We start from the raw sequence: 26,780 nt of genomic DNA on the forward strand, positions 1-26,780 counted from the left end.
TACGTGCGTCGTCCGAGGGGGCGACGCTCAATCTTCGGTCAACTAGTTGACCTTGACCTCGTTGAACTTGAGCACGTTGTCCTTGTTCTCGCGATCGCGGAAGGTCAGCTTCAAGGCAGGTGACTGCTTCACACGGCCCTTGGTCGCTTCAAAGATCAGTGTCACGCGGGTAGGCACGTTGCGGATCAACTGGAAGCTGTCCCAGCGATCGAACTTTGCATCGCCGACACGCAGTTGCGAAAGCCCCAGCGCACCGCCGGTTTCTTCGAACAGGCTGATCGGGTTGAGAAACCTGAAGTCGCGATCGGCACTTTTATTGATCAGCTCCAGCATGCAGGTAGGCGACTGGCCGTTCTGGTCACAACCCAGCAACTCCATACTTACGTTGTCGACGGTCTCGGAGCGCTTGCCGAACAGGTTGGCGCTTTCGTTCTCGGTGAACAGTGTCTGAGCGCGGGCGAAATCGACCGAAGGTTTAGCGTATTCGCCGCCCAGTTTGAAAAACACCGCGCAGAGAAATAGTGACAGTGCCAGCCAGACGCCGAGCTTGAGCGGCGATGGAAGCTTTCTGGCCATGATTGCGATGTACAGCCCGCTTATCACCATGCCGGTGCCGACGATAATGACCAGTGTCTTCCAGTTTATGAAGTCAATACTGAGGCCAAGAACGGCCGGGTCCGGGAAAAGGTAGGTGAAGATGCTCCATATAGCCCCGATCATACCGCTGATGCCGAGCGATATCTTGGCGAAAATCGCGGAAATCTTGCTTGTTCGTGGTGCTGCGTCCATTGCTGTTATGCCTTGTTCGGGTTGCGCAAGTGCGTGCCGATGCGCTTGAAAAGCAGTATCGACGGATTCGGGGCCTTGGGATGAGGCGTCTGTACAATCCGTGTTCAATCGCGCAGATCCAGAGGTGTCGGATACGCGAGCCTTTAGGTGCGAGAGAGAGCCAGAAGGGCAATGGCCGATGCCATTGCCGCGGCATTATCCTGTAAATCAGTTACAAAGTGCAGCGTTTACGCATTCTGCCTGGATCGATCCCTGAGCAGCGCGAGCAGTGCAATCAGCGGCAGTGCCGTGCCGGCGATCAGTACCCAGGTCCAGCCACCGTGATCAAACAGTGGGCTGGCGACTGCCGAGCCAATCGCGCCGCCGATGAAAATACTGGTCATGTACAGCGCGTTGAGGCGGCTGCGGCTGGCGGCATCCAGCGCGTAGACCGTGCGCTGGCCCAGGACCATGCTGGTCTGCACGCAGAAATCCAGCACTACGCCCGTTATGGCCAGGCCAATCACGCTGTACGCTGGATGAACCAGGCCGGGAAGAAAGCTCAGCGCGCCGAACAGCAGCGCGCCCAGTGAGGCGATGCGGGTGTAGCCAGCGTCTGCCAGTCGGCCGCTGATGGGCGCGGCAATGGCGCCGATCGCGCCGATCAGGGCGAAGATCGCGATCTGCGTTTGCGACAGCCCATGATTGCGTGACAGCTCCAGCGGGACGGCGGTCCAGAACAGGCTGAAGGTTGCGAACATGCACGCCTGATAAAAGGCACGCTGACGCAGCACCGGCTGGGTACGAAGGAGAGTCCACAGCGAGAACAGCAACTGGCCGTAGGACGCGCGATGATCCGGGAGGCGTTTTGGCATGGTGGTCGCCAGTACCACGCTGATGCCGATCATCACCACGGCCGCCGATCCAAACACCGCCCGCCAGCCGAAATGGTCGGCCACCAGACTGGCAATCGGCCGCGCCAGCAGAATCCCCAGCAGCAGTCCGCCCATGATCCCGCCAACGACCCGCCCACGCGACTCCTCCGGAGCCAGATGCGCCGCCAACGGAATGAGCATCTGCACCGATACTGAACTGAAGCCCACCAGCAGCGAGACCAGCAAAAACACATTCGGCTGCTCGGCGAAGGCGGCACCCAGCAGGCTGAGAATCGCGACGACAGTCGTCACCAGCATCAGCCTGCGGTTCTCCAGCAAGTCACCCAGCGGCACCAGAAAGAACAAACCCAGGGCGTAACCGATCTGCGTCAACGAGACAATCAGACTGGCCGCCGTGCTCGACAGCCCGATGTCCGGCGCAATCAGCTCGATGATCGGCTGTGCGTAGTAGATGTTGGCGACAATCGCGCCGCAGCAGAAGGCGAACAGCATGACCATGGCCGGGGTCATGGTCATAGCGTTGTGCGGGGATTGGGACGAGTGGGGCATGAAAGTCTCGCTTGAGCAGGGACTGCCAGACGTGAAAGCGTGTCTGTCAGACGGTTTTTGATCGATGCAGCGCAGGCTAACGGTTTTGTCGGCCATTAAGTAGGTGCGGCGAGTTGATACAGGATATTTCCGGGAATGATGATTTGATGTAAGTCGTTTTATGGCGAGGCCTTCACGGAGCGTGCAGGAGTGCCATAATGCCGACCGTCATTGTGTTCTGGACCAATCCCCTCAGGGACCTTCATGGAAATCAAAAGCTTCAAGCTCGTTAACGTGGGGCGTTTCAGCGATCTGGAAGTCGCTCTGGCGCCTACCGAAAATCATGCGTCGAAGGTGACGGTGCTGGTCGGAAACAATGGTGCGGGGAAGACGACGTTGCTGGAATCCCTGAGCACTCTGCTCACTTGGTTGATCGCAAGAATTCGATCTGAAAGGGGAGCAGGAAAAAAGGTTGCTTTAGAAAGAATAAAAAATAACGCCGACTTCTCAGAAGTCAGCATACTGCTTTCCGAGTCTTTCCCGTTTGCAGACCGCGCGCAGTTTGGGTGGCAACTTTCCTCAGTCCGTCCTGGGCGTAAAGTGGAATCGAGAACGAACTTGATTCATCTGGCACTTCTAGCTGACGGTTACCGAACACTGCTCACAGACAGTGGTGCGACTTCTTTGCCATTGATCGCCTACTATCCTGCCGAACGTTCAGTCGTTGATATTCCGCTTGAGGCGCCTTTTCGTCCTCCTTACAGACAACTCGACGGATATGAAGACGCGCTTAGTCGAGGTGTGGATTTTCGACAGTTCTTCGAGTGGTTTCGAGATAGAGAGGATCGAGAGAACGAGAATGGCGTATCATCTGACACACTGATGCGTGCTCAGCAAAAACATGGACCAGACAGCATAGAGTACGAAGTTCTACTCAGGTTGAACGAGTCTTCTCGTGATCGAGAACTGACAGCTGTTCGATCAGCCATCTATGCTTTCATGCCTGCTTTTGCGAATTTGCGAGTTCGCCGTCAGCCTCAGGCTCACATGACGATAGATAAACATGGTGAGACATTGAATGTCTTACAGCTGTCCCAAGGCGAAAAATCCATGATGGCGCTCGTCGGCGACATCGCCAGACGCCTCGCCATGATGAGTCCGGCCCTTGAAAACCCATTGCAAGGCAATGGCATTGTCCTGATTGATGAAGTCGATCTGCACTTGCACCCAAAATGGCAGCGCAGTCTCATCGCCCAACTCACTACAACGTTCCCCAATTGCCAGTTTCTCCTGACCACTCATTCGCCGTTGGTTATCAGCGATAGCAAGGATGTGCTGGTGTACGTCATGGACGATGGCGAGTTACGCGAGCAGGACAGTCTTTATGGCCTTGATGCCAATCAGGTTCTGTCGAGTGTCATGGACACCGGCATTCGCAACGAGGCAGTTCAGACCTGTCTGGACGAGATGCAGCACTTTTTGATCAGGGGCGAGCTTGATGAGGCTCGTACTCTTTACGGAGTGCTGGCCGACCAGTTACCTGCAGATCACATTGAACTGGCCAGGGCTTCGTTACTGATTCGCAAGCTGGAAATACGTCGTGAGAAAGATTGAAAAGGGAACCCTCGCGGTGCTGGAGAAATGGAAGCGCGCGAACAAGGGAAAGAAATACGCGGACCTCGTGGGGCATGACGATCTCAAGGATGCCATTCGTCATACCTGTGTTATCGAGCAGCATGGTTTGTGCGCCTATTGCTGCTGCAGAATCACCGTCGAGAAGGGCAGTGCCTGCAATGAACATATCGAAGCACAGCATCTTGCCCGCACCGCACGCTGGACTTCAACAATATTGTTGCGAGTTGCACCAAGGCCGGACGGTGTGACGATGCCCATGGTCGTCAGCCTCTACCGCTTACACCGTTGATGAGCGAATGTGAAAGCGAGCTGCAGTTTGAGCTTTCGGGTCTGGTGGCAGGCTTAACGGCTCGGGCACGCGTCAGTATCAAGGCACTTAATCTGGGTGATACTCATGACTCGAACCGAGGCCTCGTAGGTGAGCGCAAGAGGATGATTGATGCACTGCTGTTCTCCTGCAGCATGAATCCTGGCGAACTATTGGTTGAAGAAGATGATGTCCTTGACCTGTTAAAGGATGAGCTTCTTGAATCAGACGCTCAGCGTTTGCTTCAGGCCTTCTCCCCGGTGCTGGTCAATGTGATTCGTAGTATCCAGGCCGCTCGCTATTCCTGAATCAGCCCTCCAGACGCGATTCATACCTCGATAGCCGGCTGACTGCCGGTTCTTGACGCTTTACGGCATCGCCTCAATAATCAATCTGCTTGAAAATTCATATAGATGACTGGATGAATAAAATAATGAACAAGCTTTCCAGCGACGAACGTCTACCGCTTTATCAGCGCCTGCGCGACAGCCTGGCGCAACAGATCGCCAACAATCGCTGGCGTCCGGGTGAGGCGATTCCTACCGAAGCGGCTTTGTCTGCCGAGTATTGCCTGTCCACCGGCACGGTGCGCAAGGCCATTGATCTGCTGGTCAGTGACAACATTCTGGAGCGTCAGCAGGGGCGTGGCACGTTCATTCGTCGTGCGCAGTTTCAGTCTTCGCTGTTTCGTTTTTTCCGTTTTCAAACCGAAGCGGGTGAACGCCGGGTGCCGGAAAGCCGGATTTTGTCCGTCGAGCCTGTGGACGCGCCTTCGTCGGTCGCTCAGGCGCTGGGGATGGCCGCCGGTGCCCCGGTGATTCGTATGGTCCGCTTGCGGTTGATGGATGGCCAGCCGGTGCTGGCCGAAGAGATCTGGCTGCCACGTGCGCGGTTTCAGGCATTGCTGGAGCTTGACCTCGATACGCAGGGGCCATTGCTTTATCCGATCTACGAAGACGCCTGCGGTCAGGTGGTCGCCTGTGCGCAAGAAAGCCTGACGGCCGAGACGGTCAACGACGTGTACGGCCGGCTGCTGCAGATTCCGGTCGGCAGTGCGGTGGTGGTCATCGAACGCCTGGCGCTCAATTACGCGGGTGAACCTCTGGAATGGCGTCGTTCGCGAGGGCACGCCAGTCATTTCCGCTACAGCGTGGAAATTCGCTGACAGCGCTGCAGCCTGCCCAAGCTGTTCAACGCCCATAAGGATAAAAGCCATGTTCAGCTGGTATCGCGATGTCACTTCCAAAGAGCGCAAGACCTTCTGGGCCTGTTTTGGCGGCTGGTCGCTGGACGCGCTGGAAGTGCAGATGTTCGGTCTGGCCATTCCGGCCCTGATTGCTGCCTTTGCCCTGACCAAGGGCGATGCCGGCCTGATCAGTGCGGTAACGCTGGTGACCTCCGCGTTGGGTGGTTGGGTGGGCGGGACGCTGTCCGACCGCTACGGCCGGGTGCGCACGCTGCAGTGGATGATCCTGTGGTTTTCCTTGTTTACCTTTTTGTCTGCGTTCGTGACCGGTTTCAACCAATTGCTGATCGTCAAGGCACTGCAGGGCTTTGGTATCGGTGGCGAGTGGGCGGCAGGCGCGGTGTTGATGGCCGAGACGATCCAGTCCCGCTACCGCGGCAAAGTCATGGCCACTGTGCAAAGTGCCTGGGCCGTGGGTTGGGGGCTGGCGGTGGTGCTGTTTACCCTGATTTATTCATTTGTGCCGGAGGATATCGCCTGGCGGGTGATGTTCTTTGTCGGCCTGTTGCCTGCCCTGATGATCATCTGGGTGCGACGCAACGTCGAAGAGCCGGACAGTTTTCAGCGCATGCAGAAAAGCGCTGCGCCGAAGGGCAGTTTCTTCAGATCGATGGCCGGGATTTTTCGCCCCGAGCTGCTGCGCGTTACCTTGCTCGGTGGCTTGCTGGGCCTCGGTGCGCACGGCGGTTATCACGCGGTCATGACCTGGTTGCCGACCTTCCTCAAAACCGAGCGCAACCTGTCCGTGCTCAGTTCCGGCGGCTATCTGGCGGTCATTATCGTTGCCTTCTGGTGCGGTTGCGTGTGCAGCGGCCTGTTGATCGACCGTATTGGTCGACGCAAGAACATCATGCTGTTCGCCTTGTGCTGCGTGGTCACCGTGCAGTGCTACTTGATGCTGCCGTTGAGCAACACACAGATGCTGTTTCTCGGCTTTCCGCTGGGCTTCTTTGCCGCAGGCATTCCGGCCAGCCTCGGCTCGTTTTTCAACGAGCTGTACCCGGCAGAGGTGCGGGGTGCCGGGGTGGGCTTCTGCTACAACTTCGGGCGTGTGCTGTCGGCAGTGTTCCCGTTTCTGGTGGGGCATATGAGCCAGTCAATGTCGCTCGGCAGCGCCATCGGAATCGACGCCGGCATTGCCTATGGCGTGGCGATGATTGCTGCGTTCTGTCTGCCGGAAACCCGTGGGCGCAACCTCGAGGCCACGCCGCCGGTTGCCGAACCACTGGACAAGGGCGCAGCGCAGCAGGCTTGAAAATCCTCTCATCCGCGGCGTTGCGGCGCCGCGTTGACTTCTTGTAGACGGACCCATGATTGATTCCTGTACCACACCAATGCTGGGCATCGATGCCCACGCACATGTCTTCAGCAAGGATTTGAGTCTGGCGTCAGGACGACGTTACAGTCCGGACTACGACGCGACGGTGCACGCCTATCTGGCCAATCTGAGCGAACATGGCTTGAGCCACGGCGTGTTGGTCCAGCCCAGTTTTCTGGGCACTGACAACCGGTTTCTGCTCGACGCCCTGGCGCAGGCTCCGGACCGCTTGCGCGGCGTGGCCGTGGTCGACACGGACATCAGTCGCGGCGTGTTGCAGCGTATGGCCGGGCTGGGCATCGTCGGCATCCGCTTGAACCTGATCGGCAAGCCGCTGCCGGACTTCTCCGCGTCGGAATGGAAAACGCTGTTCAAACACATCTGGACGCTCGGCTGGCATGTCGAACTGCACCGCGAGGTCGCTGACCTGCCAGGGCTGATCCGGCAGTTGCTGCCGTTCGGTTGCAAGCTGGTGATTGACCATTTCGGGCGGCCCGATGCGCGTCCTGGTGTTGCTGATCCGGCCTTCCAGGCCTTGCTGGAGTTGGGCCTGAGCGGGCAGTTGTGGATGAAGGTTTCGGCAATCTACCGTCTGGGCGGCAGTGTCGAGCAGAACGCGGCGTTCGCTCGCGCGGCATTGCCGTTGCTGCTGCAAAGCTTTGGTCCGCGCCGGCTGGTATGGGGCAGCGACTGGCCACACACCCAGCATGAGCACGTGGTCAGCTACACCGATGTGGTCGAGCAGTTCCGCGCGCTCGACTGCCCGGACCCGCTCAAGCGCATTATGTTGGTCGAGGCTCCGCAGGCACTGTTCGATTTCCTGCCGGTGGAAATCTGAGCGGCTAAACAGCAGGTGGCTTGATCCGATAGCTGACCATATACAGCGCCGGGAGGAAAAACAGGGTCAGTAGGGTGGCGATGGCGATGCCGCCGATCATCGCAATGGCCATCGGCCCCCAGAACACCTCGCGGGCAATCGGGATCATGCCCAGGCTCGCGGCCGCTGCGGTGAGCATAATCGGTCGGCAGCGATGTTCGGTGGCCTTGACCACCGATGTCCAGGCGCTTTCCCCGGCGGCAATGAATTCATCGATCTGCGTGACCAGAATCACCGAGTTGCGGATGATGATACCGATCAGCGCCAGCACGCCCAGAATCGCCACGAACCCCAGCGGATAGCCGGAAATCAACAAGGCTGCGACCACGCCGATCAGGCCCAGCGGCACCACGCTGACCACCAGCAGCAGTTTTTTCACGCTGTGCAACTGGATCATCAAAAAGCTGATCACCAACAGCAGCATCAACGGCACAACCTTCAGGATCGGACCCTGTGAGCGCGCGCTGGCCTCGACGGCGCCGCCGGTGGCGACCGAGTAGCGCAACGGCAGGCGGGCGCTGAAGGCATCGACGTCGGGCTTCAATTGCCTGACCAGCGCTGCCGGCTGCAAGGTGCCGAGCACGTTGGCTTTCAGGGTGATGGTCGGCAGCCTGTCGCGGCGCCAGACCAGTGGCTGTTCCTGCTCGTAACTGAGCGTGGCGAACGCCAGCAGCGGCACGCTCGCACCGCCGGGTGTGGGGATCTGCAGATTGGCGAGGGTCTGCACCGAGCTGCGTTCGTCGCTGTCTGCGCGTCCGACCAGGTCGATCAGATAGGTGCTGTCACGCACCTGAGTGATGGTGGTGCCGCTGACCAGGCTGTTGAGGATTTGCGCCACGTCCTCGGAGGACAGACCGAACTGGCGCACCTTGTCCTGCGCGATGTCGATCTTCAGCACCTTGCCCGGTTCGTTCCAGTCATAGATGACCTGGCCGATATTGGGGTTGGCATCGAGAATCGCCGCCAGCGCCATGGCCTGGCTGCGCACCTGCTCGATGTCCGGTCCGCTGACCCGGTATTGCACCGGCCAGCCCACCGGCGGCCCCATGTTCAGCGGCTGAACATAGCCACCCACACCGACGTAATCGTCACGAAAGCGCTGACGCAAGCGCTCGATCAGCCGGTCACGCGCTTCGCCTCCCTGGCTGACGATCACCAGTTGCCCGTAGAACGGGTTGCTCAATTGCTGATCCAGCGGCAGATAGAAACGCACTGCGCCCTTGCCCACGTAAGAGCTCCAGCGCACTACATCGGCATCTTCTTTGAGCGTTGCCTCAAAGCGGTCCATGGTCTGGCGCGTACCTTCGATGGAGCCATTTTGCGGCATGTAAATATCCACGAGGATTTCCGGGCGGTCGGAGTCCGGGAAGAACTGGTTCTGCAGCAACCTGCCTGCAAACAGCGACCCGATGAACATCAGCAACGTGATGCCGATCACCCACCCGCGGTGCTCGAGTGCCTTGACCAGCAGGCGGCTGAAACCACGCATCCAGCGCCCCGGCGCGGCATGTTGCGCCGAGGCCTTGAGGATGTGTACGCCAATCAGGGGCGCGAACAGTACCGCCACCAGCCAGGACAGCAGCAACGCCACGGCAATGACGGCGAACATGGTGAACACGTATTCGCCTGCGGAACTGGAGTTCAGGCCGATGGGCACGAAACCGGCGACGGTCACCAATGTGCCGGTCAGCATCGGGAAGGCGGTCGAGGTGTACGCGAAGGTAGCGGCCTGCGGTAACGAATCGCCGCTTTCCAGGCGGGTGACCATCATCTCGACGGTGATCATCGCGTCATCCACCAACAGCCCCAGAGCGATGATCAGTGCGCCCAGCGAGATACGTTGCATGGTGATGCCGCTGTACTCCATGAACACGAAGACCAGCGCCAGCACCAGCGGAATCGAACAGGCCACCACCAGACCGGCACGAATGCCTAGGCTGATGAAGCTGACGACCAGCACAATCAGGATCGCTTCAAAGAGTGCGTGGGTGAAGCCGCCGATGGCTTTTTCGACCACATTGGCCTGGCTTGAGACCAGGTGCACGTCGATGCCCAGCGGCAGCTCGGTGGTCAGATCGTCGATGCGCTGCTGCAACTGGGTGCCGAATGCCTGGATGTTGCCACCTTGCTTCATGGCCACCGCAAGGCCGATGGCTGGCTGGCCGTTGAAGCGGAACAGTGAGGAGGGCGGATCGGCATAACGGCGCTCGATGGTCGCCAGATCGCTGAGGCGAAAGAACCGGTCGCCGAAGCGCAGATTGACCGCCTCAAGGTCCTGTTCATTACTGAACTGTCCGCTGGCCCGCACGGCAATGCGTTCGGGACCTGCCTCCATCACGCCGGCCGGCGTGACCGAGTTTTGCGCTTGCAGGCTTTGCAGCACCTGGCGCTGATCGATGCCCAGCGCCGCGAGCTTGCGGATCGAGAAATTCAGATAAATGACTTCGCGCTGGGCGCCTAGCAATTCGATCTTGCCCAGGTTGGGCACGCTGCGAATATCCGCGCGTACTTGCTCGACATAATCTCGCAACTGGCGGAAAGACAGGCCATCGGCGGTGAACGCATAGATGCTGCCGAACACATCGCCAAACTCGTCGTTGAACGCCGGGCCCTGAATGCCGCTGGGCAGTTCGGCGCGCACATCGCTGATCTTCTTGCGCACCTGATACCAGGCCGCAGGGATGTCGGCGCTGCGGGTTTCGCTTTTGAGGAAGACAAAAAGCGTCGATTCGCCAGCCAGCGTGTAGCTTTTCACGTAATCCAGCGCGTCGATTTCTTCGAGCTTCTTTTCCAGCCGATCAGTCAACTGCTGCAGGGTGTCGGGCAGCGTCGCACCCGGCCAGCGCGCCTGAATGACCATGGTCTTGATGGCGAATGAAGGGTCTTCCTCACGGCCCAGATTCAGGAATGACCAGCTGCCCATCAGCAGTGAAACGAACATCATGTACCAGACCAGCGTGCGATGCCTGAGCCCCCAGGCCGACAGATTGAAGCGCTCCTTCACAAACTGACCTCTCGCTGCAGGCGGATCTTCTGTCCGGACTGCATGCCGTTGACTCCGGCAGTCACTACTTTTTCGCCCTCGTGCAGCGCGCCGCTGACCCTTACCGTCGAGCCTGATCGCGCCAGTACCTGCACCGCGCGCGGGACCAGTGTCGATGTCGTTGGGTCGATCACCCACACCTGATACGTGCCGTCACGCTGCAGCACTGCGCTGCCGGGCAGCTCATGAAACGCCGGCGCGTCGCCACTGATCTCTACCGTGACGGTCGAGCCCAGGCGAAAGCTGTCCGCAGGGTTCTGCAAGGCTAGGCGGACGCGCTGAGTGCGGGTCTCGGCATTGATTTGCGGCGCAAGCTGGCGGACGTCCGCGGCCACTGAAAGCTGTTCGTTGAGTTGCGAAATCACTCTGATGCGGTGGCGTTCATCCAGCGAACCGAGTGGCAAGTCGACGACCGCTTCACGGCTGTCCGGGCGCGCAAGACTGACCACTGCCTGACCGGTCGCCATGACCTGGCCGACTTCGGCTTGCCATCCTGTGATCAGGCCATCGAACTCGGCTGACAAATGTGTGTAGGACACATGATCACCGGCTTGCTGCACCGCGACGCGGGCCTGATTGCGCAGCGCGTCCTGAGTGCGCAGGTCGTTGTCCAGCTGATCCATTCGCGCTCGCGAGCCGATACCGCGCTCATAGAGTTGCTGGTAGCGCGTCAATTCATCGCGTGCCTGTTGCCAGGCGGATTGGGCTTTGCCGAGTTCTGCCTGGCGGGCACGCAAACGGTGTTGCTGGTCGCCGGGTTCCAGCGTGGCGAGCAGATCGCCCTTGCGCACCCGATCACCGATCTCCGCATGCCGGCTTGCCAGTCGCCCTGCGACGCGAAACCCCAATGCCACTTCATACTGCGGCTGGATGACGCCGGCGAAGCGGCTATAAGAGGCGCTGCGCTGATCGACTATTTCGGTGAACAGCACCGGGCGTTCGACAACTTCACGAAGCGGTTTGTCGCGGCAGCCGGGTAGCGCCACGATCAGCATGCCGATCAGCCAGCAGCGGGATAGCGTTCGTGGCCCTGCGCATGAGCTGTTCATTGTGCAGATCCCGACGCCGCCAGTGAGACGGTTTTTTCGGCTGACGCTCGCTCTGCGACCTCGACGCGTTGCCCCGGGTAGAGAAACTGCAGCCCCCGGGACACCACCCGATCACCTTCGGACAGCCCTTCTGAAACGATGACCTGACCCTGTTCGTAACGCAGCACTTTGACAGGCGTCAGCCTGACCCTGGCCTCGGCGTCCACCCGCCAGACTGCCGGTTGTCCTTGTGTGCGGCTCAAGGCGGACCAGGGCAGGGCGAACGCCGATTGCGACTGCGTCTGCAAGCGAGCGCTGACCACGGAGCCCAGCGCGAGCGACGCAGCGGCGCCCTGCAGAGCAACGCGCACTCGCAACGTGCCATTTGCAGCGGAGACGATAGGGGTGATTTCCCTGATGATGCCGGTCAGCTGAGTCTCTGGCTGGCCCAAGGGGCTGACAGTCACTGCGGCACCTTTCTGATCGGCTCGCAGCAGTGATTCATACGCGGAAAATACCGCTTCGCGCTCGCCATTGTGGGCGACGCTGAAAATCGCAGTGGCGGCCTGAACCACCTGACCTTCTTCGGCATACCGCGCCGTCACGACGCCATCGGCTGCCGCGAACAGCTCGGTATAACCGACCTGATCACGCGCATTGGCCTGCTGCGCCTGCAGCGCGGCGAGATCCCCCCGCGCACTGTCGAGGCCGGAGCGGGCCTTCTGGTATTCACTGAGGTTGGTATAACCCTTGGGCAGCAGCACGTGCTGACGCTGGTAGTTCTGTTCGGCGAGGTGCAGCCGCGACTGTCGTACCGCGACTTCGGCACGGGCTGACGCCAGCTCGGTGTTTTGCTCGCGTGCGTCGAGTCTGGCCAGCACCTGTCCGACCCGCACTCGATCCCCGACATCCACGTAGCGCTTGATCAGCTTGCCGGAGACACGAAACGATTGCTCGGTCACCTTGCGAGCCTGGATATCGCCCGTCAGCGTCACACTGCTGGCAACGTTCAGTAAGGCAACCGGTTGCGCGCTGACTCGCACCAGCGCCTTTTCTGCGGGTTTTCCTGCAGAACAGGCGCTGAGTGACAGTAGCGAGATGAAACCCAGTACCACATGGGGCTGGGCGTACAGGGAGTGCAACGGCCGGATATTTCCGGAAACACGGCAGCACGAACGCAGGAGCGTTGCAAAGGAAAAAGTCATCAACGAATAGCACTGCCCGATCAAAGAAAGCCAACACCCATGAATCACAGCGTCACGCCGGAAAAGCGCAAGGGCTTCCCGGGCGCAGGCGAGTGCTTCAGGCCATCGCGGTGACGCTGGGCCAAACCTCCTGGGTAGCTTCAGTGCCCAGAAATGTCAGTACGTTTCTTTGCGAGTGGTGCCACGCCGCCTTGCTTTCCAGGTCCAGAAAGTGCCCGGTGTCCGGAACGACGTTGAAACTGCTTTTGGCGATGTAGTTGGAAAACATGCGGGCATCTTCAACGGTGGTGTATTCATCTTTTTCACCGTTGATGAACAGCACCGGAATGTTGATCGAGGAGAAACGCTCGACGTAGTTACTGGCGCTTAGTTGGCGAATCTGGCTGATATGAAAGTCGATCTGGCGATATTCGTGCTCGGCAAGACTGATCAGGTGCTTGTAGTTATAGAGTTTGAACAGGCGTGGCAGGTACTTTCCCACGGTGTCGTTGAGCAGTGAGCCGATCTTGCGTTTTTCACGTGCGGCGAGGTAGACCTGGGCGTTGTCGATATAGTCGAGCATGGCCTCGTTGAGGACCGGCGAGAACGAGCTGATGATGGCCTTCTCCACGGACGGAGGACATTCGGAGAGCGCCAGCAGGGCCGATACACCGCCCCAGGAGACCGACAACAGGTGGTTTACCTGATAGAGATCAATCAGTTGCAGGAGAATGTTTACTTCGTCTTCCTTGCTGACAATCATGTCGTCCGGGTTGTGCGCTCGGGATTGCCCCGAAAACGGCAGGTCGAACAGCACCAGGTTGTAGTGCGGTTGCAAGTACTTGACCGTCTGCCCGAAAGAGCCCGTGGTCGACAGTGCACCGTTGACCAGCAGAATGGTCTTGGCGTCGCTGCCTTTCCAGTAAGTCTCGGCGTAAACCTTGTACTTACCGATTGTTAGAATCTTCGATTGTGCGCCCATAACAGCCTCCCAGCTAAAATTTGATCCAGCAATTAGTGCAGCGTTCTCTGCTTCGGCAGCCATGCCAAAGCCTCGCCTGGTAAGTGGCGAAATCCGGTGAGTTATTATTCTGGGTGCAGCGGAAACGTTACCGCAGGAACTGTGCTTGCCCGGACATAGATAACGCAGTGCCAGCATGGCGACAAGTCACTGACGTCATAAAAATGTCTGGCTGTTCACATTGTGCCTTGGCGTTTGGCCATCATCGTTTTGGCAATAGAAGGTTTTAATCGGGGAAAAGCGCCGTATGGAGCCTGAAAAGCGCATTTATTGAGGGGAACTTGTGCGTGCTGAAACGGTCAAGCCAGGTGCGAATCTGAAACATCTAGTTACGAATTTGCGCTTGGCAGAATGCGCCAGATTAATATCGAAATCGCCGAAACCCTTGAGCCAGACGCGTTAATCTCGTCAAAAAGCAGGCACGATCGTGCAATCAAGGGCTTGGAAAGTGCCTGAGTCTCAGGCCAGCGTATTCACCGTGCGGCATTCCAGCAGCAAACTTGCGCCGCCGTATTCGCTGGTGCCTATCTGCAGTGTAAAACCGTGCAGATTGACGATTGCGGCCACTACGGAGAGGCCGAGGCCGAAGCCGCTTTGCTCGGTGCCGGCCTCACTGCGATAGAAGCGCTGAAAGACAGCCGCGCGCTCGGCGACGGGGATGCCAGGCCCGGAATCCTGCACCTCGATGCACGGCGTGGTGCCGCCGGGGGCAGGGTAGGCGCTGACTTTGACGATTCCGCCGCCCGGGGTGAACTTGATTGCGTTGCCCAGCAGGTTGGTCAGTGCTTCGAACAGCAGAGCGCGGTCGCCTACCAGAGTAGGTAGCGGTTCATGCAGGTCGAGTATCAGGGTGATCTGGTCTTCTTCAGCCAGCGGCAGGTGGAAATCATGTAGCTCCTGCAGCAACGGACGCAGTTCCAGTTCAACGAATGCCGAGCGCCGCTGGCGGTCTTCCAGCTCGGAAATGCGTAGCAGTCCGCGGAAGCGTGCCATCAGCGTGTCAGCTTCGCTGATGACCTGGGCAATCTGCGTGGCATGGGTCGAATCGTGTGCTGACTGCTGCTGAATACGGTAAAGCTGCGCACGCAAGCGGGTCAGCGGTGTGCGCAGGTCATGGGCGATATTGTCGCAAACGCCCTTGACCTCGTTCATGAGCTTTTCGATACGGTCGAGCATGGCGTTGACGATCACCGCCAGCATGTCCAGTTCATCGCGCCTGTTGGAGACCGGCAGACGGCCGGCCATGTCGCCGGCGATGATCGATTCGGCGCTGGCCTGGATCGCGCGGATACGCCGCAACGGCCTGCGGCGCAGTAAATGCCAGCCGGCAACACCGGGAATAATGGTCAGCGAGATGCCCCACAGCAAGGCATGCAGGATCAGCGTGCTCACCGCAAACAGAGAGCCGTTCTCGCGAACCAGCACCAGCCAGCGGCCGTCCGACGTGCGATTGACGATCGCATCGCAACTGCCTTGCGGCATGCCTGGATCATCCGATTCGATGCAATCGTTCAGTACATGAATCTGGCCGTCGATAGGCAGGTTTTTCGGGACGCTGGTGATAGGCCCGGCAACCGGGCGGAAGTTCTCGTCGAACAGACCGTAGGCATCCACCGAACGGGTATCGAAGGTCATGCTGGTGGCCAGAGCGTCCACCAGGCCCTGGCCCTCGAAGCGCGAAAACAGTTGCTGGCGATGGGTGAGCGACTGGCGGGCGAGGGTGTCCAGATAAGACGTCACCTCCCAATACAGCACGCCAAGCAGAATCACGCTCCAGGCTACGAACAGCGAGCTGTACAGCGCCAGTAATCGACTCGTGGATGATCGCCAGCCGTCAGACGGGTTCGGCAATGACATAGCCGGATCCTCGCACGGTCTGAATGAGCTGTGCGGTACCGGGTTGGTCGATCTTCTTGCGCAGACGGCCGATGTGAACGTCGATCAGGTTGGTGCCCGGATCGAAGTGGTAGCCCCAGACTTCCTGAAAAATCATCATTCGGGTGATGATCTGTCCGCTGTTGCGCATCAGAAACTCAAGCAGCTTGAATTCGGTGGGCAGCAGGGTCAGCGGCTCGCCGCCGCGACACGCTTCCCGGGTGATCAGGTTCAGTTCCAGGTCGGCAACCTGCAATACCGTCTTGGCGGCACTGACCGGGTTACTGCGTCGCAATAACACCTCGACGCGCGCAGCCATCTCATCCGACGCGAAGGGCTTGGGCAGATAGTCGTCCCCTCCGGCACGCAGGCCGCGAACGCGCTCGTCCACGTCGGAAAGGGCGCTGATCATCAGGATCGGCGTGGAAATGCCCTGGGCACGCAAATGGGTGACGATGGTCAGACCATCCATCTCCGGCAACATGCGGTCCAGGGTAATAAGGTCATAATCGCCACTCACTGCACGTGCCAGGCCGTCACGGCCATTGTCGACCCAGTCCACTTCCAGCCCGTGGCTGCTGAGTTCGGTCACGATTTCCTTTGCAGTGATGGCATCATCTTCGATTGCCAGAATTCGGGTCATGGTCCCTGCCTGAATAGATGCGTTCAAAGAGTCATTCTGCCTTTAAAACCCGCCGCGTTTCCTGAAAGAAAGTTTAATGATAGGGATCATATTTCTCGCTTTGCCGTGGAATCCGCTTCCTTGAGCTTTTGCGCTTTCTCCAGGCGACGTTTTTCTTCCTTGTTTTTGCGGTCGCGCTCCATTTTCTCTGTGGTGTCTTTTTCACTGCGGATCTGCGCATGGCTGATCAAGGCGAAAATAAAACTGCCACCGATAATGTTGCCTGCCAGGGTGGGGCCTGCAAAAGCGAACCAGAAATCCTTCCAGCCCAGCTCACCTGCGAATACAAGATAGGATACTTCGGCCGAACCCACCACGATGTGCGTGAAGTCGCCGAGCGCCATCAGGTAGGTGATCAGCACAATGATCGCTATCTTGGCGTTTTCCATCGACGCGATCATCCAGACCATGGTCGCAATCATCCAGCCCGAGACGATGCCCTTGGAAAACATCTGGGCCATGTCGTTTTCCATGACCTTGTGGCCAATTTCCAGAAACGCCTTGTCGGTGCTGGTATCGAAAATCGGCAGGTTGAGCATGACATAGGCAACCAGCAGTGTGCCGACCAGGTTGCCGGTCAGAACCACACCCCACAAGCGCAGCAGCCGCCCGATGTTGGCCAGGTTCAGCTTGCTCATGACCGGCAGCACAGCTGTGATGGTGTTTTCCGTGAACAATTGCTGACGCGCCAGGATCACCGCCAGAAACCCTGCCGAATAGCCGAGGCTGCTGATCACATGACTGCCGGGGATGCCTTCGAGGCGCGAGTTCAGCAAACCCATCGCCATCAGCGACAGGCCCATGGTCAGTCCTGCAGCCAATGCCGACCACCACAGCGCGGCTACGCTGCGCTCCAGTTCGTGGTCGCCCTGCATGCGAATGGTTTCGTGCAACACCGCCGCGCGGGGCGGCTGGTTCTCATCGATCTCGCGCTCTTCCTCGGCTGACAGGCCGGGGGTCTTGCCATCTACTTCGTGGTCCATACAACGTCCTCAGCGCCAGTGATGAAATGGACCGACCGGGGCAATGTCGGGCCGATGGTTCAGACAGGCGCCGCGCGCTGTCGTTCGCCAGCGGCGGGGCGTATCGAGAATTGTTTGAGCCAGTTGGCAGAATGTGTCGGTCTAGCCCAGCAGATCGGCGCTCTGCACGCGTTCGATACCCATGCCCAGCATGGTCTTCCAGGCGTGCTCGAGCGAGCCGTTCATGTCGATGGCGCGACAGGCGTCTTCCACCACAAAAGTGTTGAAACCGGCACTGCGTGCATCCTGCGCCGACCAGGCGACACAGAAGTCCAGCGCCAGCCCGACCACGAACAGCGTATCGATGCCGCGCTCGGTCAGGTACCCGGCCAGCCCTGTGCGGGTTGTACGGTCTGCCTCCAGAAATGCCGAATAACTGTCGATATGCGCATTGCAGCCCTTGCGCAGGACCAGTTGCGCGTGAGGCAGGTCGAGGTCGGCATGCAACTGCGCACCGTGACTGCCTTGTACGCAATGATCCGGCCACAGCGTCTGCGGACCGTAGGGCAGGGTGATGCTCTCGAACGGCAGGCGCTGCGCATGGCTGGAAGCAAAGGAAATGTGCCCGGCAGGGTGCCAGTCCTGCGTGATGACCACTTGGGAAAAGCGCGCACCCAGGCGATTGATCAACGGCAGCAGCGCATCGCCGTCAGCCACCGCCAGTTGCCCGCCGGGCATGAAGTCGTACTGCATGTCGATCACCAGCAAGGCGCAACGAGGATCGGCAGGCTTGTGGGAAAGGGGCATCGTGGGTTCTCTGGTAAGGAGTAATGAGCTCAGTTTGCCTGTTTATCGCCACGTTGGCTAAGCGGCATACCTGGCCTTGGCAAGAGTATTTTTTGGGAATTTGTATTAGGCGTTAATACGAATCTGTACTATTCGCAAAAAAATCCTGCCAGGTCCCAAGAGGCCTGGTTTCTTGCCAAGGGCTGTATGTCGATGCGTCGTACTCTCGTTTCACTTTGCGTTATCCAGGCTATCTCTCAAACTGCCTGGGCCGATCAGGTGCCTGGCGTCCAGCCTGCCATGGAGCTGCAGAATATCGATATCCAGGGCGCCGCCAATGCCGAAACGGCACAAGGGCCGGTCGATGGTTATCGGGCCTCACGCTCCGCCAGCGCAACGCGTACCGATACCTCGTTGCACGAAACCCCGCAATCGGTCAGCGTCGTGACCCGCGAAGCGGTCGAGGACATCGGTTCCATACGTTTGCAGGATGCTCTCGACTACGCGGGTGGCGTCGGGCGAGCCAACAACTTCGGCGGCCAGGGGCTGACCACCTTTACGGTGCGCGGCTTTACCACCGGCGAGTTCTATCGCAACGGCTTCCCGATCAATCGTGGTTATCCGAACATGCCGGACGCCAACACCATCGAGCGTCTTGAGGTGCTGCGTGGTCCGGCCACCACGCTCTATGGTCGCGGCGATCCGGGCGGCACCTTCAATGTGCTTTCCAAACAGCCGCTGGCCGAGCCTTCCGTGACGCTGGGCAGTCAGCTCAATGATCAGGGCATGAAGCGCGGAACGCTGGATGCTTCCGGGCCACTGGATGACGAAGGCCGGTTTGCCTATCGCCTGAATGTGGTGGGTGAGGGCGGCGATACGTTCCGTGACCACGTCGAAACCGAGCGCTATGGCGTGGCGCCGGTATTGAGCTGGCAGGTCAACGACGCCACGCGCATCACCTTCGAAGGCGACTTCATGCGCAACAACGCGCCGCTGGATCGGGGCCTGACGCGGTATGCCAACCAGACGGGCACCGCTTCCCGCGACACGTTCTTCGGCGAGAAGAGTGCGGGCAAGCTGCATAACGACAACAACATGGCACAACTGCGCTTCGAGCATGACCTCAACGCAGACTGGACGCTGGGCGGTGGCTTACAGATCCTTGACGGCTCCCTGCAGGGCGATGCCATCGAGGCCAACGGGCTGGCGGCGGACGGTCGCACGCTCGGGCGCAACTTCAACTATCGCAAGCTGGAATGGACCGATCGCGATGTGCAGCTGAATCTGACCGGGCATTTTTCAGCGGGCGGTTTCGAGCACACGCTGCTGACCGGTGTCGAGTACGAAGATTATGACTACAAGTCGATCATTCAACGTTCCAGCGGTGCAGTAGCTGCCTACCCGATCGACCTCTTCAATCCGGTCTACGGCCAGGCTCGTCCGGCACTGACCCGAACGACCACCCATGACAAGGAAAACCTCAAGACCTGGGCTGCCTTCGTACAGGACCAGGTGGCCCTGACCGAGCGCCTGAAGCTGCTGGGCGGTGTGCGTCTGGAGCGTTTCGAACATGATTACGATTCTTTCCTGCCCGGCACCAGCAGCTGGACTGCCAGCGATAACGCGGTCACACCGCGTCTCGGTCTGAGTTACGACCTGACCGACGACCTTGCCGTCTACGCCACCACCGCTCGCTCGTTCAAGCCCAACAGCGGTGCCAGCCGACTGGGTGGCGGGTTCAAGCCGGAGGAGGGCAAATCCTATGAGATCGGAACCAAGTGGGAGGCGCTGGACGGGCAACTGAGTGTCGACACGGCGATCTATCAGATCGAGAAGCGTAACGTGCTGACCACCGATCCGGTCGATTCAACGTTCAGTGTGGCGGCGGGCGAGGTGCGCAGTCGCGGCCTGGACCTGAACGTGGTCGGCAACCTGACGCCCGCGTGGCGGGTCATGGGCAGCTACGCCTACGTGGACGCCGAGGTTACCAAGGACACCACGCTACGGTCCGGTACACGGCTGATGAACATTCCCGAGCAAACGTTCAGCCTGCTCAACGTCTACGAGTTTCAGGAAGGCGCCCTGCGTGGTCTGGGCCTGGGCGGCGGCGGTCGCTATGTCGACCAGCGTGCCGGGCGTACGGCCAACACCTCTTTCTCGATGGACAGCTATACGGTGTTTGACCTGCTGGCCTATTACAAGGTCAACCCGCACGTGAAGCTCAATCTGGACCTGAAGAATGTGTTCGACACCGACTATGAGGAAGGCTCGTTCGGCAATGTCTATGCCTATCCGGGGGCACCACGGACGGTGCAGGTGGGTATTGCCTATACGTTGTGATGCTGCGTACCGGTATCGGGTTCTGATAGAGAAAGCCTGACCCTTTCAGGGGCAGGTTCAGCCGCGTGTGTCATGGGTAGCGGCCCTTGTTCACACGCAGCCGTGCATCATCAGTACTGATCGGACGTTGAAAAACCGGCACGGTGGCGAAGTTTGCCCCCTTGGAACTGTTCCTTGCCGGGTAAAATGTCCGCTCCGGCGGCTTTGAGAGCGCTCATATTATCCCGCAAGGCATTAGTGGCGGCGTCCTTTTGCTGGTAGGTATTGGCTGCTGTAAGGTTGGCATTACCCACTTCGCCAATCTGGAATTTGTAGCCAGCCTCTTTCAATGCCTTGATCTGTTTGGCGAGTCGCGAAGAGGCTTCGCTTTCCCTGGCGTACACATGAAAACTGCCAATCAGGGCAGGGTTGTCGTCGCCATTGGCAGCTTTTAATTGAACAGCAAACTTGACCAGGCCGCTTTGCGGACCTGCGGTCAGGCCACCTCCCCAATTGCTGTCCTCGACAATAATACTTCCTTTATAACCGGCATCGCGTGCGGATTTAATTAACGTGGTCTGCATGTCAGCCCATTCCTGACTTGCGCTTTTACCGCCCTGATGGAAGGTATCCAGTACAAAGCCTGTACGACTGCCAAACCTTTTGACAATGGTACTGATGTCGGCCGCGGCCTCCTTCAATTTGTCCCCCGTCAGCACGTTTCCGCTACCCTGGTTCGCATCGTCGCGGAACGTGAACTGAACTTTTACACCCTGTTTGCCCCCTTCACTGAGCAATGCTCTGAGCTTATCCAACTGCCTGCTGTCCTTGATCTGATCGTGCGTCATCTGAAAGCGCAAGGTTCCGCCTCCAATCGCTTTCAGGTCCTGAATCATCTTCGTGGCAGCGGCAGGTGTGGCGATATCATCAGGATTGACGTTGGCTCCCCCGCGCAAGACGGGCTCGGCGGTTTTGACGGGCTCGGAAGCGGAAACCTTGTCTTTGTCTTGGACTTTTGTATCTGGCTCGGCAGAGGTCGTGTTGTCTTTGACAGTGGCCACGTCATTGAGCATGGCCTTGGTATAGACCGGCGACGTTTCCGCTGCTTCAGCGGAGCGCCTGTCGGAGGGGGTGTAGGTATCGAGTTTCGTCTGCGTATCCGAAGTTGCACCCGTCGTGCCAGCGCTCGCCGGCTGTGGGGTCCTGTCTGCCGTGACAGGTTTCTCGTTAGCTGCCATGAGGCTGTCATGTGGCCCGGCTGAGCGGATATTCATCGGATGTCTCTGTGGTCTATGCGAAAAGTGACTGCGCCTGGTGAAGCAGGAGAATGAATCTCGAGGCAGGCGATAACTTATGGAATGACAGTGTTCATATAAACATGTCGGAAACTTAATTGAGCGATTGTGCGACTGTTTCCATGTTTCTGTTGTTTATTGATGCTCGGGCCCAAGGTCCAATTATATTCCTGACATTGTCCACTGGACGAGCAGGTTCGTATAGAACTTATTTCCCGTGCAGCACAAATCCGGACGGTTAATTCGGTTCTGGCCTTTTTTGTCCAAGCGCTGGTCGTTTACTGCCTGGAAACCGGGGCCGACAGCGCGCCCCGCGATCAGGCTCTACGGGGAATGATACGCAACGCCCAGGCGTAGCGTGGCATCCATAGGTTACAGGCTGATGTTGCAGGGCCCGTCAGCCAAACACCCGAATGGGCGACCCCGCATGCCACGCCTGGATGTCTTCGATCATCTGCCCGTAGAAAGTCCGGTAGTTGTTCTCGGTGACGTACCCGATGTGCGGGGTCGCCAGCACGTTGTCCAGGGTGCGGAACGGGTGGTCGGCCGGCAGCGGTTCGAGGTCGAAGACGTCCAGCGCTGCGCCGGCGATTCTGCGCTGTTGCAATGTTTCGATCAGCGCGGCCTGATCGATGATCGGGCCGCGTGACGAGTTGATCAGATAAGCGCCCGGCTTCATCCAGTTCAGTGCTTCTGTATCCACCAGGCCGCGGCTGCGATCGCTGAGCACCAGGTGCACCGACAGCACATCGGCCTGTTCGAACAATTGCTGTTTGCTGACATAAGTGACGCCGGACTCGGCAGCAGCCTCTGGCGTCAGGTTCTGGCTCCAGGCAATGACCTTCATGCCGAATGCCTGCCCGTAGCGGGCAATCCACTTACCGATACTGCCCAGGCCGAGAATACCCAGGGTTTTGCCATGCAGATCGCTGCCCAGCCCGACCTGCCAATTGCCGGCACGCAACGCGTTGGCCTCGGCCACCAGGTTGCGGGTGATGCCCATGATCAGCGCCCAGGTCAGCTCCGGTGCCGCATGCTTATAGCTTTCGGTTCCGCACACGACAATGCCCTGACGCTTGGCTGCAGCGGTATCGATCGCCGCATTGCGCATTCCGCCAGTGACCAGCAGTTTCAGCGCCGGCAGCTGGCTGAGCAGCGTCGCATCGAACAGGGTGCGCTCGCGCATCACGCAAATGATGTCGAAGTCTCGCAGGCGCCGCGCCATGGTCGATGTATCGGCAGGGTAGTCATGCAGAAAACTGATCTCGCCCATTGAGCCGAGCACGGACCAGTCCACTACAGTGCTGGCGACGTTTTGCCAGTCATCGAGTACCGCGATTTTCAATGGGGTCATTGTCTGAAGGCCTCTTGATGGGATTGTTTTTCAAGGCAAACGCTAATTGAACAGGCTGGCGGCGATATTGATCGAAAAGCCCAGAATCGCGGTGTTGAACACAAAGCAGATCAACGACTGGCCGAGCACGACCTTGCGCATTTCGCGCGTCGCTACGCCGACGTCGGAGGTTTGCACCGCGACGCTGATGGTGAACGAAAAGTACAGAAAGTCCCAGTAATCGGGGTTCTTTTCACCGCCCACAAACGCCAGTGCGGGCTCCTTGCCTTTCCAGGTGTAGAACATGCGTGCGTAATGCAGGCTGAAGATCACGCCGATCATCAGCCAGGAACCGATGACTGTCAGGCCGGTGAAGGCGTGGTGAAGCATTCTGGCGTCGTTGGAAAGGCCTTTGCTGCCGGCGATTTCAAAAATGATGGCGGCCAGACTGGCCAGTGCCGCAACGCAGACCGTGACCAGAATGACGCCTGCGTTTTCGTCTTCCCTCATGGCGACTCGCCGCACATCCTCAGCGTCGCTGCGCAACGTGCGGATGAAAATCATGATCAGATAAAGCCATACTCCCGTGTCCCAGCCAGTCAGCAGGCTCTGGGTCAGTGTCGAGTGAGGGATGAGCCAGGACCAGGCGATGCCTGCGGTCAGGCCGACCAGAGCGGCAAGGGTAAGGCGAGGGCGGGTGCGGGCGAGGTGGCGCATGCGGTCTAATCGTCACTGGACAGTACGGGACATTAGCATGCCGCTTCTGGAAGCCTAATTCGATTAAAAAAAACGGCGCGCAAGGGGGTTGCGCGCCGTGTGCCAGCCAGAGGTTGAACAGGCGGCGAGTCAACTGCGAATGTCGGACCGATTCAACGCACCAGGCAAGGCTGCTTGTTGTTGAATGTCCAGTCCGGGATCAGAAACTGCATGGCCACTGCGTCATTGCGAGCGCCCAGGCCCATGCCTTTGTACAGTTCATGAGCCTTGGCCAGCTGGTCCATGTCCAGCTCGACACCGAGCCCCGGTTTGTTCGGGACCTCGACCTTGCCACCGACGATTTGCAGCGGCGCCTTGGTCAGACGCTGTCCGTCCTGCCAGATCCAGTGGGTATCGATCGCCGTGATAGTGCCCGGCGCTGCAGCGGCCACGTGGGTGAACATCGCCAGGGAAATATCAAAATGGTTGTTGGAGTGCGAGCCCCAGGTCAGGCCCCACTCGTTGCACATCTGCGCCACCCGTACCGAGCCCTGCATGGTCCAGAAATGCGGGTCGGCCAGTGGAATGTCCACCGACTGCAACTGAATGGCGTGACCCATTTCCCGCCAGTCGGTGGCGATCATGTTGGTGGCCGTCTTGAGGCCGGTAGCGCGGCGGAACTCGGCCATCACTTCACGACCGGAATAACCGTTTTCCGCGCCGCACGGGTCTTCGGCGTAGGCCAGCACATGATGCTGATCGCGGCACAGGCGGATCGCTTCCTTGAGCGACCAGGCGCCGTTCGGGTCCAGCGTAATGCGCGCGTCGGGGAAGCGTTCGGCGAGCGCCGTCACCGCTTCGATTTCCTGGTCGCCGCTCAACACGCCGCCCTTGAGCTTGAAGTCCTGAAAGCCGTAACGCTGATGTGCAGCTTCGGCCAGGCGCACCACGGCCTGCGGCGTCAGTGCTTCTTCATGGCGGATACGGAACCAGTCATTATCGGCCTCGGGTTCGCTGCGGTAGGCCAGATCGGTCTTGCGCTGGTCGCCGACATAAAACAGGTAACCGAGCATTTCAACCTGATCGCGTTGCTGACCTTCGCCCAGCAATGCCGCAACCGGTACTTCCAGATGCTGGCCGAGCAAGTCGAGGAGCGCCGCTTCCAGCGCGGTGACCGCATGAATGGCAATGCGCAGGTCGAACGTCTGCAAGCCACGGCCACCGGAGTCCCGATCGGCAAACGCCTTGCGTGCCTGGTTGAGGATTTTCTGGTAAGTGCCAATGCTGCTGCCGACGACCAGCGATCGCGCGTCTTCCAGCGTCTGGCGAATCAGCTCGCCGCCAGGCACTTCGCCCACACCGACATGCCCTGCGTTGTCCTTGAGAATGACTACGTTGCGGGTGAAGTAGGGGCCATGTGCACCGCTCAGGTTGAGCAGCATGTCGTCATGGCCCGCTACGGGCACAACCTGCATCTCGGTAATGATGGGGGCCTTGCTGGTGATATTGGATTGCTGAATGTTCATGACGGGTCCTTTAAACGTAAGGCCTTGAAAATATGACCGATGAAAAAGCGGCTGCGCACGTGCATCAGTGGGTCGCCGGGGTCTGAATGGCGGCGACCGGCGTCGCGCCAGGCTTGGGGGTATTGCGCGCGGCGAAAACGATGATCGCGGCGATGATCGAAGTGGCTGTCAGGCCGTACAGTCCGCCCTGGATCGAGCCGGTGTGTTCTTCCAGCAGGCCGAATGTGGTCGGAGCCACGAAGCCGCCGAGGTTGCCCACCGAATTGATCAGCGCGATGACCGCAGCGGCGATCCGCGCGTCCAGATAGGCCTGCGGGATCGGCCAGAACAGCGAAGAAGCCGACTTGAAACCCAGTGCGGCAAAGCAGATGGCAACGAAAGCGAAGATCGGGCTGCCTGTGGTCGACATGAACATCCCGGCAGCGGCAATCAGCAGAGCAATGGCTACCCAGGCTTGCTGGCGTTTCCACTTGGCGGACAGCGAGGCGAACACGTACATGCCGATGATCGACAGCAGCCACGGAATCGAGTTGAACATGCCGACTTCGAAGTCAGTCAGGCTGCCCATCTTGCGGATGATGCTCGGCAGCCAGAACGTCGCTGCGTAAATCGTCAGCTGGATGAAGAAGTAGATCAGGCAGAACAGAATGATCTGACCGTCTTTGAGCAGCTTGCCGATGGACGCCTTGACCGGCGTCGCCGCTTCACGGGCAGCCTGCTCGGCATCGATGGCGTTGACCAGTGCATCCTGTTCTTCGCGGGTCAGCCACTTGGCATCGTGCGGCTTTGAGTCCAGCCAGAACCAGACGAAGAAGCACAGGCCGACCGAGAACATGCCTTCGATGAAGTACATCCACTGCCAGCCCTTCAGGCCGAAACCGGTGATTTGCAGCAGCAGGCCGGACAACGGGCCCGAGATCAACGAGGCGATGGCCGAACCGCTGAGGAAGATGGCAATCGCCTTGCCACGCTCGACGCCGGGAAGCCAGCGGGTGAAGTAGTAGATCACGCCTGGAAAGAAACCGGCCTCGGCCACGCCGAGCAGAAACCGCAAAATGTAGAAGTGGGTTTCGGTCTGGATAAAGGCCATGCAGGCCGCAACGATGCCCCAGGTCAGCATGATCCGCGTCAGCCAGATACGTGCGCCGACTTTCTGCAACAGGATGTTGGAAGGGACTTCGAAGAGGGCATAGCCGATGAAAAACAGTCCGGCACCCAGGCCATAGGCAGCAGCGCCGATACCCAGGTCATGCTCCATGTGCGAACGCACGAAGCCGATGTTGACCCGGTCGATGTAGTTGACGATGAACATGATGACGAAAAGCGGCAGGACGTGACGTTTGACCTTCGATACGGCTGAATTCAGAACCGAACCTGTGCCGTCGGCCATCCTGGAATTGGATGTGCTCACAGTTGAATCTCCCACTCGTTGTTTTTATGCGGGTATGTGCGAAG

Annotated in this window: 20 protein-coding genes and 1 pseudogene; 6 read left to right on the forward strand and 15 right to left on the reverse strand. The window is 59.0% G+C overall.

Features of this window, described 5'->3' with window-relative positions; genetic code table 11:
- Positions 1-42: 42 nt before the first annotated feature.
- The gene (locus tag KBY02_RS12620; RefSeq protein ID WP_003405003.1) at positions 43-789 is read right to left on the reverse strand and encodes a hypothetical protein; all 747 of its coding nucleotides are present in this window, start codon (positions 787-789) and stop codon (positions 43-45) included.
- 227 nt (positions 790-1,016) lie between these two features.
- A complete protein-coding gene (locus KBY02_RS12625; protein WP_011268247.1) occupies positions 1,017-2,213 on the reverse strand; it encodes an MFS transporter in 1,197 nt (398 codons plus the stop codon).
- Between the two features lie 243 nt (positions 2,214-2,456).
- Between KBY02_RS12625 and KBY02_RS12630 the strand changes: the two genes are divergently transcribed.
- The 5 genes and pseudogenes from KBY02_RS12630 (at position 2,457) to KBY02_RS12650 (ending at position 7,536) form a co-directional block, all read left to right on the forward strand.
- Positions 2,457-3,806 (forward strand): AAA family ATPase, encoded by a 1,350-nt coding sequence (locus KBY02_RS12630; protein ID WP_225650534.1) that lies wholly within the window; start codon positions 2,457-2,459, stop codon positions 3,804-3,806.
- Positions 3,793-4,442: pseudogene (locus KBY02_RS12635) on the forward strand (TIGR02646 family protein). The gene KBY02_RS12630 and the pseudogene KBY02_RS12635 overlap by 14 nt, the downstream one beginning before the upstream one ends.
- A gap of 125 nt (positions 4,443-4,567) precedes the next feature.
- On the forward strand, positions 4,568-5,299 hold the full coding sequence (locus KBY02_RS12640) for a GntR family transcriptional regulator (RefSeq protein WP_003404996.1): 732 nt from the start codon (positions 4,568-4,570) through the stop codon (positions 5,297-5,299).
- A gap of 49 nt (positions 5,300-5,348) precedes the next feature.
- Positions 5,349-6,635, forward strand: a complete 1,287-nt coding sequence (locus KBY02_RS12645; RefSeq protein WP_003404995.1) for an MFS transporter — start codon at positions 5,349-5,351, stop codon at positions 6,633-6,635.
- 55 nt (positions 6,636-6,690) lie between these two features.
- The gene (locus KBY02_RS12650) at positions 6,691-7,536 is read left to right on the forward strand and encodes an amidohydrolase family protein (RefSeq protein ID WP_024639647.1); all 846 of its coding nucleotides are present in this window, start codon (positions 6,691-6,693) and stop codon (positions 7,534-7,536) included.
- Positions 7,537-7,540: 4 nt separating this feature from the next.
- On the opposite strand, the gene KBY02_RS12655 is transcribed toward KBY02_RS12650, so the two are convergent.
- The 8 genes from KBY02_RS12655 to pncA form a co-directional block, all read right to left on the reverse strand.
- Positions 7,541-10,579, reverse strand: coding sequence for an efflux RND transporter permease subunit (locus KBY02_RS12655; protein WP_024652439.1), 3,039 nt, complete (start codon positions 10,577-10,579; stop codon positions 7,541-7,543).
- Entirely contained in the window at positions 10,576-11,667 is a 1,092-nt protein-coding gene (locus tag KBY02_RS12660) for an efflux RND transporter periplasmic adaptor subunit (RefSeq protein WP_058822209.1), read from the reverse strand. The genes KBY02_RS12655 and KBY02_RS12660 overlap by 4 nt, the downstream gene beginning before the upstream one ends.
- Positions 11,664-12,851 (reverse strand): efflux RND transporter periplasmic adaptor subunit, encoded by a 1,188-nt coding sequence (locus KBY02_RS12665; protein WP_032656860.1) that lies wholly within the window; start codon positions 12,849-12,851, stop codon positions 11,664-11,666. The genes KBY02_RS12660 and KBY02_RS12665 overlap by 4 nt, the downstream gene beginning before the upstream one ends.
- 97 nt (positions 12,852-12,948) lie before the next feature.
- Complete coding sequence (locus KBY02_RS12670; RefSeq protein WP_024639643.1) at positions 12,949-13,875, reverse strand: alpha/beta fold hydrolase; 927 nt, start codon at positions 13,873-13,875, stop codon at positions 12,949-12,951.
- 435 nt (positions 13,876-14,310) lie between these two features.
- Entirely contained in the window at positions 14,311-15,708 is a 1,398-nt protein-coding gene (locus KBY02_RS12675; RefSeq protein WP_003404984.1) for a sensor histidine kinase, read from the reverse strand.
- Positions 15,686-16,369 (reverse strand): response regulator transcription factor, encoded by a 684-nt coding sequence (locus KBY02_RS12680; RefSeq protein ID WP_003371891.1) that lies wholly within the window; start codon positions 16,367-16,369, stop codon positions 15,686-15,688. The genes KBY02_RS12675 and KBY02_RS12680 overlap by 23 nt, the downstream gene beginning before the upstream one ends.
- An 86-nt stretch (positions 16,370-16,455) precedes the next feature.
- Complete coding sequence (locus tag KBY02_RS12685) at positions 16,456-17,391, reverse strand: formate/nitrite transporter family protein (protein WP_003404982.1); 936 nt, start codon at positions 17,389-17,391, stop codon at positions 16,456-16,458.
- A 141-nt stretch (positions 17,392-17,532) separates the two neighbouring features.
- Positions 17,533-18,177: a bifunctional nicotinamidase/pyrazinamidase gene (gene pncA / locus KBY02_RS12690; protein ID WP_011268238.1), complete on the reverse strand. Its 645-nt coding sequence runs from the start codon at positions 18,175-18,177 to the stop codon at positions 17,533-17,535.
- A 192-nt stretch (positions 18,178-18,369) separates the two neighbouring features.
- On the opposite strand from pncA, the gene KBY02_RS12695 reads away from it, so the two are divergent.
- Positions 18,370-20,496: a TonB-dependent siderophore receptor gene (locus KBY02_RS12695; protein ID WP_225650535.1), complete on the forward strand. Its 2,127-nt coding sequence runs from the start codon at positions 18,370-18,372 to the stop codon at positions 20,494-20,496.
- Between the two features lie 110 nt (positions 20,497-20,606).
- Here the strand turns inward: KBY02_RS12695 and KBY02_RS12700 are convergent, their stop codons facing one another.
- The 5 genes from KBY02_RS12700 to KBY02_RS12720 form a co-directional block, all read right to left on the reverse strand.
- Positions 20,607-21,749 (reverse strand): cellulase family glycosylhydrolase, encoded by a 1,143-nt coding sequence (locus KBY02_RS12700; RefSeq protein WP_032656854.1) that lies wholly within the window; start codon positions 21,747-21,749, stop codon positions 20,607-20,609.
- Between the two features lie 418 nt (positions 21,750-22,167).
- On the reverse strand, positions 22,168-23,124 hold the full coding sequence (locus KBY02_RS12705) for a D-2-hydroxyacid dehydrogenase family protein (RefSeq protein WP_024660430.1): 957 nt from the start codon (positions 23,122-23,124) through the stop codon (positions 22,168-22,170).
- A 42-nt stretch (positions 23,125-23,166) separates the two neighbouring features.
- Entirely contained in the window at positions 23,167-23,820 is a 654-nt protein-coding gene (locus tag KBY02_RS12710; RefSeq protein ID WP_003404973.1) for a DUF1345 domain-containing protein, read from the reverse strand.
- A gap of 152 nt (positions 23,821-23,972) precedes the next feature.
- A complete protein-coding gene (gudD, locus tag KBY02_RS12715) occupies positions 23,973-25,325 on the reverse strand; it encodes a glucarate dehydratase (RefSeq protein ID WP_225650536.1) in 1,353 nt (450 codons plus the stop codon).
- A 64-nt stretch (positions 25,326-25,389) separates the two neighbouring features.
- Positions 25,390-26,715, reverse strand: a complete 1,326-nt coding sequence (locus KBY02_RS12720) for an MFS transporter (protein ID WP_024642089.1) — start codon at positions 26,713-26,715, stop codon at positions 25,390-25,392.
- Positions 26,716-26,780: the final 65 nt, after the last annotated feature.

Source organism: Pseudomonas sp. P129 (assembly GCF_020312195.1).
Taxonomy (GTDB): Bacteria; Pseudomonadota; Gammaproteobacteria; order Pseudomonadales; family Pseudomonadaceae; genus Aquipseudomonas; species Aquipseudomonas fragariae.